Annotated in this window: 9 protein-coding genes; 2 read left to right on the top strand and 7 right to left on the bottom strand. The window is 65.0% G+C overall.

Features of this window, described 5'->3' with window-relative positions:
• The first annotated feature begins 3 nt into the window (after positions 1 to 3).
• Entirely contained in the window at positions 4 to 1,233 is a 1,230-nt protein-coding gene (locus NYE40_RS03810) for an ATP-binding protein (RefSeq protein WP_052333493.1), read from the top strand.
• A gap of 84 nt (positions 1,234 to 1,317) precedes the next feature.
• Here the strand turns inward: NYE40_RS03810 and NYE40_RS03805 are convergent, their stop codons facing one another.
• The 3 genes from NYE40_RS03805 to NYE40_RS03795 form a co-directional block, all read right to left on the bottom strand.
• Entirely contained in the window at positions 1,318 to 1,875 is a 558-nt protein-coding gene (locus NYE40_RS03805; protein WP_028600070.1) for a cysteine hydrolase family protein, read from the bottom strand.
• A 24-nt stretch (positions 1,876 to 1,899) separates the two neighbouring features.
• Positions 1,900 to 2,373: a GNAT family N-acetyltransferase gene (locus NYE40_RS03800; RefSeq protein ID WP_028600069.1), complete on the bottom strand. Its 474-nt coding sequence runs from the start codon at positions 2,371 to 2,373 to the stop codon at positions 1,900 to 1,902.
• Positions 2,374 to 2,524: 151 nt separating this feature from the next.
• Positions 2,525 to 3,184, bottom strand: a complete 660-nt coding sequence (locus NYE40_RS03795; RefSeq protein WP_153782776.1) for a FusB/FusC family EF-G-binding protein — start codon at positions 3,182 to 3,184, stop codon at positions 2,525 to 2,527.
• A 257-nt stretch (positions 3,185 to 3,441) separates the two neighbouring features.
• Here NYE40_RS03795 and NYE40_RS03790 point away from each other — a divergent pair, with 257 nt between their 5' ends.
• Positions 3,442 to 3,747 (top strand): hypothetical protein, encoded by a 306-nt coding sequence (locus NYE40_RS03790; RefSeq protein ID WP_052333492.1) that lies wholly within the window; start codon positions 3,442 to 3,444, stop codon positions 3,745 to 3,747.
• Between the two features lie 139 nt (positions 3,748 to 3,886).
• On the opposite strand, the gene NYE40_RS03785 is transcribed toward NYE40_RS03790, so the two are convergent.
• The 4 genes from NYE40_RS03785 to NYE40_RS03770 all read right to left on the bottom strand — a co-directional run bounded on the left by NYE40_RS03785 (position 3,887) and on the right by NYE40_RS03770 (position 11,625).
• Positions 3,887 to 5,680, bottom strand: a complete 1,794-nt coding sequence (locus NYE40_RS03785) for an ABC transporter ATP-binding protein (RefSeq protein WP_228551798.1) — start codon at positions 5,678 to 5,680, stop codon at positions 3,887 to 3,889.
• Between the two features lie 55 nt (positions 5,681 to 5,735).
• The gene (locus tag NYE40_RS03780; RefSeq protein WP_153782774.1) at positions 5,736 to 7,508 is read right to left on the bottom strand and encodes an ABC transporter ATP-binding protein; all 1,773 of its coding nucleotides are present in this window, start codon (positions 7,506 to 7,508) and stop codon (positions 5,736 to 5,738) included.
• 304 nt (positions 7,509 to 7,812) lie between these two features.
• Complete coding sequence (locus NYE40_RS03775; protein ID WP_028600065.1) at positions 7,813 to 8,217, bottom strand: MarR family transcriptional regulator; 405 nt, start codon at positions 8,215 to 8,217, stop codon at positions 7,813 to 7,815.
• Between the two features lie 1,122 nt (positions 8,218 to 9,339).
• Positions 9,340 to 11,625, bottom strand: a complete 2,286-nt coding sequence (locus tag NYE40_RS03770) for a discoidin domain-containing protein (protein ID WP_028600064.1) — start codon at positions 11,623 to 11,625, stop codon at positions 9,340 to 9,342.
• Positions 11,626 to 11,750 lie beyond the last annotated feature (125 nt).

Raw genomic sequence — 11,750 nt, 5'->3', positions numbered from 1 at the left:
CCATTGCACAGGCAATCGGATATTCCCGTCAACATCCTGCTGGTCGACGACCGGCCGGACGAATACACCTCGATCGCGGCGCTTCTGCAGGACCGCCCTTACAAGCTGCTCGGCGCGACCTCCGGCATGCTCGCGCTCAAGGCGCTGCTGGAAAACGACATCGCCCTCATCCTGATGGACGTCCTCATGCCGGACATGAACGGCTTCGAGACCGCGCGCCGGATCAAGATGCGCAAGAAGTCGCAGGACATCCCGATCGTGTTCCTCACCTCGCTCACCTCGGAGCTGGAGGATTATATGAAGGCGTACTCCGCCGGCGCGATCGACTACATCACGAAGCCGCTTCATCCCGACATCCTGCTCAGCAAGATCGACGCCTTCGCCAGCTTTTATCTCGCGCGCAAGGAGCTGCAGCTCAAGAGCGACCAGCTGCTGCTGCGGACGCAGGAGCTGGAGGCGCGCAATCGCGAGATGACCGCGCTCAAGGAGCAGGCGGAGGCGGCGCTGCGGGTCAAATCGGGCTTCCTGGACATGATCAGCCATGAGATCCGCACGCCGCTCGGCGGCATCCTCTCGATGTCCGAGCTGATGCTCGAGGGCAATCTGCCGGAGGAGGAGCGGCATCATGCCGAGGTGATCCATAAAAGCGGCCAGGGCCTCATGACGATCGTGAACCAGATCCTCGACTATTCCCGGATGGAAAACGGCAAGATGGAGCTGCACCGCCAGCCGTTCGAGCTGGAGGTCGTGCTCGGCGATACGCTCGACCTGTTCCGTCCGATGGCCGAGGAGCGGGGGCTCAGCCTGGAATCGTACGTCGCCCCTTCCTTGCCGCGCACGCTGATCGGGGACGCCGGCCGTCTGAAGCAGGTGCTCTCCAACCTGATCGCCAACGCGATCCGCCACACCGAGGCGGGCGGCGTGAAGGTGTACGTCAACGAGCGCGGAGCGTCGGACGCATCGTTGCAGCTGGAGTTCGTCGTGGAGGACACGGGCATCGGCATCCCGCCGGACAAGATGGACCTGCTGTTCCAGCCGTTCATCCAGCTCGACGCCCCTTCGGCAAAGCGCGGCGGCACCGGCCTCGGCCTGTCCATCAGCAAGACGCTGGTCGAGCTGATGGGCGGCACGATCAGCGCCTCGTCGCAGGTCGGAGACGGCACGATGTTCATCTTCACGATCCTGGCCGCGCTTTCGCTGGACGGCGACAGCGCCGAGGAGAAGGCGGAATGAAACAAATGGAGCGCAGGATGTTATCCTGCGCTCCATTTGCATGAAAAAACATCGACTTCCCATCACGCGCCGGCATGCCGTCCGTCAGCGGTACTTGTCATGCGGCGGCTCGAACAGCGGGTCGTCCGCAGGGCGTGCCAGCGCGAACGGACCGTTGTTCGCATAGCCGTGCAGCGTCGCGTTATGATGGGCGATGATCTGCTCGGCCGGCAGGACAGGCGAGTCGCTCGTCGAATGGCCGTCGCGCACGAGCGTGACGTCGAACCCGTGCAGCGTGGCGGCGCGCACCGCCGTATCGATGCAGTACTGCGTCATGCAGCCGGCGATGACGCAGTGCGTCACGTCATGCTCGCGCAGATGCTCGAGCAGTCCGGTCTCGTGGAACGAGCTGACCGCCGTTTTGTCGAACAGGACGGCGTCCGGCGGAATCCGCAGCGCGGGATGGACGTCGAAGCCCTCTCCCTCTCCGCCGCCGATGGACTTGTCCCGCACGAAGACGATGCGGGCTCCCGCCCGCTCCGCCTGCTCGACCGCTTTGCCGATCGCGGCGAACAGCCGCTCCGGCTCGAAGATCGGAACCTCTCCTCCGTTTCCTTCTACCAGGTCCTTCTGCACGTCGATCACCAGCAGCGCTTGAGCCATTGTTCTTCCTCCTCGAAGTGGGGGTTATAGATCCCGGATATACCAGGCGTCGCAGGCGTAATGCTCCGATCCCGCAAGCGGCTCCCGCAGCGGCGCGAAGCCGTTCTTCTCGTAAAAGCGCTCCGCCGCCTTCATGCTCGTCAGCGTCTCCAGATAGCACTGCCGATAACGGCCCCGGGCGAAGCCGAGCGCCTCGGCGAGCAGCAGCCGGGCGGCGCCCGTACCGCGCGCGGACGGCCGCAGGTACATCTTTTGCAGCTCGCACACGTCGGCCGAGCCGGCGAATTCGGCGATGCCGCAGCCTCCCGCGACCTCGCCTTCGTCGTCCAGGGCGACCCAGTAGCCGCGCCCCGGCTCGCGGTAATACGCGTGCAGGTCATGCAGGCTGGCGTCCTCCCAGGCGAGGCCGGAGCGGTTGCCGCCGAACTCAATTAGGCTGGCGCGGATAATGCCGGCCATGCGTTCGTTGTCGCGCGGCTCCAGCAAGCGGATGTCCATGTTTCGAAAAAGCTCCTCTCTATGCTTCAGCTGCAGCATCGCGACTGCAGAGTCGCGACCTTTCTCGCCTGCTCCATCCTCATCGCTCTCCGCTCGCGGATGAAAAAGCACCTGGCCCCTGCACGAGGCCAGGTCCGAAGCCTGCGCGCGGTCAGCGCGCGGTCACGTCGCGGACGAACCGCTCCAGCGGACCGGCATCCTCGATCTGCCGGTTGCAGGCGGCGCTGTCCAGGCAGATGTAGTTGCCGATCGCCTTGTAGTAGTCCGGCGACGCCTTGACTGGCCGATGCTTGGCGATGGCGGTGAACAGGCCGACCTCGCTATGATGCCGGCAGGCGAAGCAGACGTTTTTGCCCCGGACGGAGCCCGTCACGCTGCCCTCGACGCCGACGCGGCTTCCGTCGATGTCGCAGACGAGGAACATGCGCCCGCTGCCGGCTTCCGTCCAGCCGAGATACGTCGTCCGCTCGAGCTCAAGCGCGCCCGGATCCGGGCCCTTGAGCTTCTTGGCCTTGGGGAACAGCCGGCGCAGCTCGCCCTCCGCGAGCGCCGGAAACGGAAGCCGGTACGCTTGCAGCGCTTGCAGCCCGAGGCGGAAATCATCCGCCGCATGCCAATCGGCGATCGGCTCCAGCAGGGCGCGCTGCCCGGCGTCCGCGTCCGGGAAAGCCTCGTACAGCGCCAGCTGCACGCCCTCGCGCACCGAGCGGAGCACCTTCGGGTCTGCCGCCGAGGCGCAGGCCTGCTGCAGCAGCCGCGCCTGATGCTGAATGATGTTGAAGTGATGGTTTCGGATAAATGGGGGGGTCATGATTAACGCTCCTTATGGTTAAGATGGTTGAATCTTCATAAGGTGCAAAGCCCCATTTTCGGAAACGATCGGCGGGCGATATCGTCTTCAGCCGGATATGCCCCATGCAAAGGATCGCCCCTCAATCAGGCTTTGCATGAGTCCGGCGTCTCCCGGCAACGTGATTTGCCATCCGTACCAATCCCCCTTTCCTCCAGTATAGGAGCCCGTTCGGACGGCGGCAACCTCGGCAGGGAGAAAGATCGGCTATCGAGGCGATGCGGGCGAGAGGCGGATTCCCCGATATCCGGGTCCGCCTGCCGGAGGAGCAGTTCCCTCCGCCGTCCAACTCGCGCAGCCGCGACGAGCTTCAGCAGGGGCTGGAGGAGCTGGCCGGGCGCATTCCTGCCGCTGGCGGAAGCGACGGCGACATCGGCGCCGCTCCCGGCGGGCGCATCGAGCACGGCTGGTTCGGCTGGCTGGACGCGCGCGAGTGGCTGGAGCTGGCGGGCATGCATTTCCGCCACCACCTGCGGCAGCAGAGGGAGCTGGAGCAGTTCCTTTCGAAGGAAGGCAGCCTCTGAGAGGCTCCGGCGCAGTCCGGTTGAAGGGACCGTGAGCGTCGAGCGATGCTCCCCCCTGCCCTGCAACAAAAACGCCGCCCAAGCTCGATGCCCCGGAAACGGGAATCGGGCTTGGGCGGCTGGTTTGCTTTCCGTCGGCTCAGGAAACCTGCTCGAACTGGCTGTTGTACAGCTCGGCGTAGAAGCCGCCGCGCGCCAGCAGCTCGTCATGCGTGCCGGTCTCGAGGATGTCGCCGTCCTTCATGACGAGGATGCGGTCGGCGTTTTTGATCGTGGACAGCCGGTGGGCGATGACGAACGACGTCTTGCCGGCGGAGAGCCGGTCCATCGCCCGCTGGATGAGCAGCTCGGTGCGCGTGTCGACGGAGCTCGTCGCCTCGTCGAGGATGAGCAGCGGCGCGTCGTCGATCATCGCCCGCGCGATCGTGAGCAGCTGCTTCTGTCCGGCCGACAGGCTGGCGCGGTCGCCCAGCACAGTGTCGTAGCCGTCCGGCAGCGTGCGGATGAAGTGGTCCAGGCCGACGGCGCGGCAAGCCTCCTCGATCTGCGCGTCGGTGACGTCCGGACGGGCGAAGGCGATGTTGTCGCGGATCGTGCCCTCGAACAGCCAGGTGTCCTGCAGCACCATGCTGAACAGGTCATGCACGTCCTCCCGCGTCATCCGGTCGATCGGCACGCCGTCGATGAGGATCTCGCCTCCGCTCAGCTCATAGAACCGCATGAGCAGGTTGACGAGCGTCGTCTTGCCGGCCCCGGTCGGGCCGACGATGGCGATCTTCTGCCCGGCCTCCGCCTTCATCGAGAAGTCCTTGATGACGTCCTTGTCGGCCGTGTAGCCGAAGCGCGCATGGCGGAACTCGACCTCGCCCTTGACCTGCGCCAGCTTCGTCGTCTTGGCGCTCTCGTCCGCCAGCTCCTCCTCCTCGAGGAACTCGAACACGCGCTCGCTCGCGGCGGCCGTCGCCTGCAGGTTCGTCGCCGCCTGGGCGATCTGGCCGAGCGGCTGCGTGAACAGCCGGATGTAGATCATGAAGGCGACGATCGTGCCGATGCTGATCGTATTCGAGGTGACGAGCATCGCGCCGACGACGCAGATCGCGACGTAGCCGAGGTTGCCGACGAAGCCCATGATCGGCATCATGAGGCCGGACATGAACTGCGATTTCCAGGCGCTGCCGTACAGCTTGCCGTTCAGATCGTGGAAGGCGGCCTTGGCCTCTTCCTCGGCGTTGTACGCCTTGACGACCGCGTGGCCGGAGTACGTCTCCTCGATATGGCCGTTCAGCCGCCCGAGCACCTCCTGCTGGGCGACGAACCAGCGCTGCGAATGCTTCATGATGACGCTCATGAGCGCGAAGCCGACGATCGTCGAGACGACGGCCGTGATGGCGAGGATCCAGTTCGTATAGACCATCATGACGAGCGCGCCGACGAACAGGGCGACGGACGAGACGAGCATGCCGAGGCTGTTGTTGAGCGTCTGCCCGATCATGTCGATGTCGTTCGTGACGCGGCTCAGTACGTTGCCGTAGCTCGTCGAGTCGAAGTAGCGCAGCGGCATGCGGTTGATCTTGGCGGAGATCTCGGTCCGCATCTTGTTCGTGATGCGCTGGGTGACCGTCGCCATGATGAAGCCCTGCGCGTAGTTGAAGATCAGGCCGGCGCCGTACAGCGCCGCGAGCAGCAGCACGATCCGGTTGATCGCGTCGATGTCGATCGTCCCGCGGATGCCCTCCTGGATCTTGTCGGTAATGTTGCGCAGCAGGTCCGGCCCGATGACGTTCAGCGCGGATCCGGCCAGCGCCAGCACGAGCGCCAGCGCGATGGCCGGCATGTACTTGCGGCAGTAGGCGGCCAGCTTGCGGAGCGTGGCGCGGAAGTCCTTCGCCTTGTCGCCGGGCATCATGCCTCCGCCCATCGGTCCGCCCCCCATGGGGCCGCCTCCGGGATGGCCCCGTCGAGGCGTTTTGCGGCTGTCTTCCGTCGTGTCAGGCTGATTCGATCGTGCCATGGGCGAGTTCCTCCTTGGATAGCTGGGAAAGGGCGATCTCCTGGTACGTCGGGCAGTCCTGCAGCAGCTCCTCATGCGTGCCGCTGCCGACGATGCGCCCGTCCTCGAGCACGAGGATGCGGTCGGCGTCCTTGATCGTGCCGATGCGCTGGGCGACGATGAGCGTCGTCGCGCCGCCGGTCTCCCGGCGCAGCGCGGCGCGCAGCTCGCGGTCGGTGCGGTAGTCGAGCGCCGAGAACGAGTCGTCGAACAGGTAGATGTCCGGCCGCCGGTAGACGGCGCGCGCGATCGACAGCCGCTGCTTCTGGCCGCCGGAGACGTTGTCCCCGCCCTGGGCGATGCGGCCCTCGTACTGCCCTTCCATGGACTCGACAAAATCGGTTCCTTGCGCGATCGCGACCGCCCGCCGGACGCCCTCCTCGGCTTCGCGCCCCGGCTCGGCGCTGCCGTAGGCGACGTTGGCGGCGACGGTGCCGCTGAACAGCACCGCCCGCTGGGAGACGTAGCCGAGCTTGGCGCGCAGCGCGTGCTGGCTGTAGCGGCGCACGTCGATGCCGTCGACGAGCACCTCGCCTGCGGCGACGTCATAGAAGCGCGGAACCAGGTTCAGCACGCTCGTCTTGCCGCTGCCGGTCGAGCCGATGATCGCCACCGTCTCGCCCTTGCGCGCCTTGAAGCTGATGTCCCGCAGCACCGGCTCCTCGGCGCCCGGATACTTGAAGCTGACGTTCCGGAACTCGATGCCGCCCTCGCCGCTGCCCTTCGTCTCGACGCCGTCCTTGATCGCGGCTTCCGTATTCAGCACCTCCAGAATCCGCTTGGCCGAGATGGCCGCGCGCGGCGCCATGATGAAGATCATGCTGACCATCATGAACGCCATCACGACCTGCATCGCATACGAGGTGAACACGACCATATTGGAAAAGATCCCGATGCGATCCGTGCCCGGCGCATCCTGGATCAGGTAAGCGCCGATCGCGTAGATCGAGACGCTGAGGCCGGACATGATGATCGTCATGCCGGGACCGATGATCGCCATCAGCCGGCTGGCGAACAGGTTCGTGCCGGTCAGCTCGCGGTTCGCCCGGTCGAACTTGGCCTCCTGGTACGCCGCCGCGTTGTAAGCGCGGATGACGCGCAGGCCGGTCAGGTTCTCGCGGGTGATGCGGTTCAGGTTGTCGGTCAGCCCCTGGATGATGCGGAACTTGGGGATCGCGAACACGATGATGACGCTCAGCATGACGATGAGCGCGACGACGGCGGCGCCGGTCGCCGCCGTCCACTCCCAGCTCTTTCCGGAAATTTTGGCGATCGCCCAGACCGCGAGGATCGGCGCCTTGAGCATCACCTGCAGCCCCATCGCCACGATCATCTGAACCTGCGTCACGTCATTGGTCGAACGGGTGATGAGGCTGGCCGTCGAGAAGCCGTTGATCTCCTGATGGGAGAACGACAGCGTCCGATCGAACACCATGCCGCGCAGCCGCATCGCCAGCCCCGCCGCCACCTTGGCGGCGAACCAGCCGACGATGACCGATGTCAGCACGCTGCCGACGGCGCACAGCAGCATGTAGGTGCCCGGCTCCATCAGATCGGCCGCGCGCGTGCCCTCCGTCTGGATGAGCGTCGTGATCTCGGCCATGTAATCCGGCAGCCGCAAGTCAAGCCACACCTGGACGATGATGAAGATCAGGCTGTACAGGACGAACCCCCACTCGCCCTTCGTCAGATACTTGAACAGCTTCAGCATCGAATTCCTTCCCTCCTATATTTCTTCTAGTATAAGATACATGTGCAAAAGAAACGCAGCGCCCGGATGGGGCTGCGGAACTGCCGCATTCATGGCGCCTGCCGGCGCTTGGGAGGCGCGCTTCCGAGGCAACGACGGGGCGCCTGCTGGCGCTTGGGAGGCGCGTTCGACGCTTCGGCGGGGCGCTCTGCCGGCGCTTGGGAAATGCGTTCGACGCTTCGGCTGGGGCGCCTGCCGGCGCTTCCTGAGGCAACGACGGGGCGCTCTGCTGGCGCTCCCCGAGAGCCGCCGCGCCGAATGGCGCTCACGGCATCAGCAGCTTGACGAGCCGCACGAACTCGCGTGCGTCCCGCTCGCTCAGCCGGCTAAGCATCTGCTCGGTCTGGGCGATATGCTCGGCCCTGCGGTCGATCAGAAACTTTTTGCCGGCATCGGTGTAGTAGACGAGCACGCGGCGCCGGTCCTCGGAATCGGTGCAGCGCAGGATCATCCCCTTTTTCTCCAGCGTCTTGAGCGCCGAGGCGATCCGGCCCGTGCTGACGGACAGGGATTCGCTCAGCTCTCCGGCGGATGCGCCGTTTTTGCGCAGGAGCAAGTAGAGCAGGATGCCCATCTCCCCTCGCGAGAACTGTCCCGACTCCTCGAAGGCGGGCTTGCTCGCGCGAGCTACATGCTCGAACATTTCTTCGGCCAGCTGCTTGTAATCCACGACGGTTCACCTGCTTAAATAGCTTATACTGTAAGATAATAAGCGGGCAGAGGTACGCTGTCAATCGGTCGCGGGGCGGAGGGGCGGCCGAACAGCGTACTTCCGCGGCTGAAACCCGAAGATCGTCTCTGCACACCGCCGGCTAGCGACTGGAACCTGCACCCGCTTCGCGGTACGGAGACTCGTTCCGATCTCCCTGGAGCCCAGATTCCTTTGATTCCCTGTTCCGAAAAGGAAGGAATCCGGCCTCCAAGGGAACCGCTGCCGCTTCTCCACGAGCCCCCGTCCGCTTCGCTCTCCAGGTTCAATCCTACTCCAAACCACTCCCCCTGCGGAACGGATCGGTCCTGTCGTAAAAGCCCCTGCGATCGCCACGGCAGTTCCCCCAGCCCGGGGGCGATTTATCCGCTCGGTCGCGGAGAAAGCGGGCTTGCCCAGACGGTTCTCCGCTCCCTTTCGTCGCAGCCGTGAAAGATTCCGCGCTCGTCGCTGTTCCAATGCCCGGTCTGCGAGCTGCAACCCGAAATAATCGGGTTACAGACGTTCCAATGCCCGGTCTACGGGCTGTAACCCGAAATGATCGGGTTGCAGCTGTTCCAATGCCCGGTCTACGGGCTGTAACCCGAAATTATCGGGTTGCAGACATTCCCAAGCCCGGTTCCCGAGCTGTAACCCGAAATAATCGGGTTGCAGACATTCCCAAGCCCGGTTCCCGAGCTGTAACCCGAAATTATCGGGTTACAGACGTTCCCAAGCCTGGTCTGTGAGCTGTAACCCGAAATAATCGGGTTGCAGACATTCCCAAGCCCGGTTCCCGAGCTGCAACCCGAAATAATCGGGTTGCAGACATTCCCAAGCCCGGTTCCCGAGCTGTAACCCGAAATAATCGGGTTGCAGACGTTCCCAAGCCCGGTTCCCGAACTGTAACCCGAAATAATCGGGTTGCAGACGTTCCCAAGCCCGGTCTAATGGCCGATTCCAACGGCTCCTCGATCTAGAATCAAATGGAACCGAGCACGAGCAGCCGCTCCAGTCCCCCTCGCCCTGGCAGCCTCGGGTTCGTCATGCAAAAAAAGCGCCGCGGGAAAAGCCCGGGCGCTCCTGGACAAGCCTGTTCGGCCGCTACTGGAAGACGCGGACGTAGTCGACGAACATGTCGATCTGGTTGCCGTAGCGGTCCAGCTCGACCGGCCAGCCGCCGCCGAGGGCGAGGTTCAGCATGAAGTACATCGGCGTCTTGGCCTGCTCGAACGTAGCATGCCGCCACACCTCGACGTTGTCGATGTAGTAGATCGTGTCGGTCGGCGTAATCTTCGTCCCATAGACATGCCAGACGGACGCGTTGTCGCCGAAGGCGAACGAATTGCTCGTGCACACTGTCTCGTGGATTTCCGGCGATCCGCTCCACCAATGCTGCGAGCGGCAGGAGCCGGCCGGGTTGTGGCCGTAGGCCTCGATCGTGTCGATCTCCGCCGTCGACGGCACGTTCTGCGAGATGCTGTTTTGCGACATGAGCCAGAACGCAGGCCATGCGCCTTTGCCCGCCGGCATCAGGATGCGGGCCTCGAAGTAGCCGTACTGCGCGGCGATGCCGGTGCCGTCCGTGCGGACGGACGACAGCAAGCCGCCGAAGTGCGTCCGGTTCCAGCCCATCGGATCGACATAGCCGGCCGGCGTTTTGGTCGAGCGGATGCGCAGGTACTGGCTGCCCAGGATCGAGAACGGATTATGCGGACCGTTCGGATCGGCGAAGATCGCCTCCCCGAACTCCGAGCCGCCGGGGCTGTCCGGCTTGGCGGCGGCGTATGTCGCGCCGGCTCCGGTGCGGGAGGCCGAGAGCGGGCCGGTGAAGTCGTCCGCGAACAGCACGCTCATGCCGGACGCCTGAGGCGGCGCGGAAGGCAGCCCCTGCTTCCAGACGACTCCCCCTTCATTGTACAGCTGCACATAACAGTTGTCGGAACGGGTGAAGTTCGGATTGCCCTCGGGGCTGTCCCAGGCGCTCAGGATGACCGTGACGGGACCGTGCGGGAACGAGTTCGCGGGAAAGACGATCTCGCCGTAGCCGCTGGCATCGGGCGTCGTGCGGGCGAACCAGCTGTCGTACCCGTTGGCCCCCGGGTTGGCCGTGTCCGGCTGATGCCAGGAGCGCGCCCATACGTTCTGCATGCCCGGCGCATAGAACTTGATCGTCACCGTACCGTTGATGGAGGCTCCGTACGAAGGCGAGACGACGCTGACCTGGTAATTCGGGTAAGCTCCAGGAGTCGGCGTGGCGGTCGGCGTCGGCGTTGGCGTGGCGGTCGGCGTCGGCGTCGGCGTGACGGTCGGAGTTGGCGTCGGTGTCGGCGTCGAGCCGCCTCCCGTGCCGGCGTAGACAATTTCCGTCGCGCCGGACTTGGCGCCGGAGGCGTGGGTGAATACGACGCGGAATTTAGAGGAGACGACCGCGCTGAAGCTGACCGTGTTCAGCTGGCCGCCTGCCGGCTGGGCCGGAGACTTGGTCTGGCCGGGCACGCTCGCCCAGGCCGTGCCGCTCCAATATTGCACGTCATAGCTGGCCGGCGCCTGCACCCCGGCGCCGTCCGAGTACAGGTACAGCTTCGCCTGGCTGACGGTCGCCGCGCCGCCGAAGGCGGTCTCCACCCAGTCCGAAGCGTTGGGCGATCCGTAGGCGGTCCAGCGGTTGCGCGGGTTGTCGGCGTAGGAGATGATGCCGTCCTTCACCTGCGAGACCGCATCCATGCCGTAAGTGTAGGAAGCCGAGGCCGTGCCGCCGGCGATCGGCGCCGGCGTCGCCGTCGGACTGGCGGTCGGCGTCGCGGTCGGCGTTGGCGTGACGGTCGGCGTCGCGGTCGGCGTTGGCGTGACGGTCGGCGTCGCGGTCGGCGTCGACGATAAGCCGTAGGCGATCTCGCTCGCGGCGCTCTTCGCCCCGGAGGCGTGGGTGAATACGACGCGGAACTTGGACGCCGATACCGCCGTGAACGTCGCCGTGTTCAGCTGGTTCGCCGCCGGCTGGGCGGGAGACTTGGCTTGGCCGGGCGCGCTTGCCCAGGCCGAGCCGGTCCAGTACTGGACGTCGTAGCTCGCCGGAGCCTTGATGCCCGATCCGTCTCCGTACAGATGCAGGTCCACCTTGGATCGGCTCTGCGCGCTGCCGAAGTCGGTCTGCACCCAGTCCGAGGCGTTCGGCGACTCGTAGGCCGACCAGCGGTTGCGAGGCGAATCCGTGTAGGAGACGATGCCGTCCTTGACTTGCGCGACGCTGTCCATCGAGAACGTATACGACGCCGACACGGCCGCTCCGCTGTCTGTCGCCGACGCGGGAGCCGGCGGCGCGCCGGCTCCCGCCAGCAGCGCGACGAGCAGTCCATAACTCCACACCTTTCGCTTCTTGCTTTTCATCAAGCTGAATCATCCTCTCTCTGAACCGAAGTTGGCCTGGCTCACCCATTCTAGACCGGAAGCGTTTCCATTCCATCTGCAGCTGTCAACCTTCCGCTCTGCCCTCCTTGACTTGTTCGTTCCGA

The organism is Paenibacillus sp. FSL W8-1187, from assembly GCF_037965485.1.
GTDB classification, from domain to species: domain Bacteria; phylum Bacillota; class Bacilli; order Paenibacillales; family Paenibacillaceae; genus Paenibacillus_O; species Paenibacillus_O pasadenensis.
Note: the sequence above shows the minus strand (reverse complement) of the source record. Positions and strands in the feature narration are given on the sequence as shown.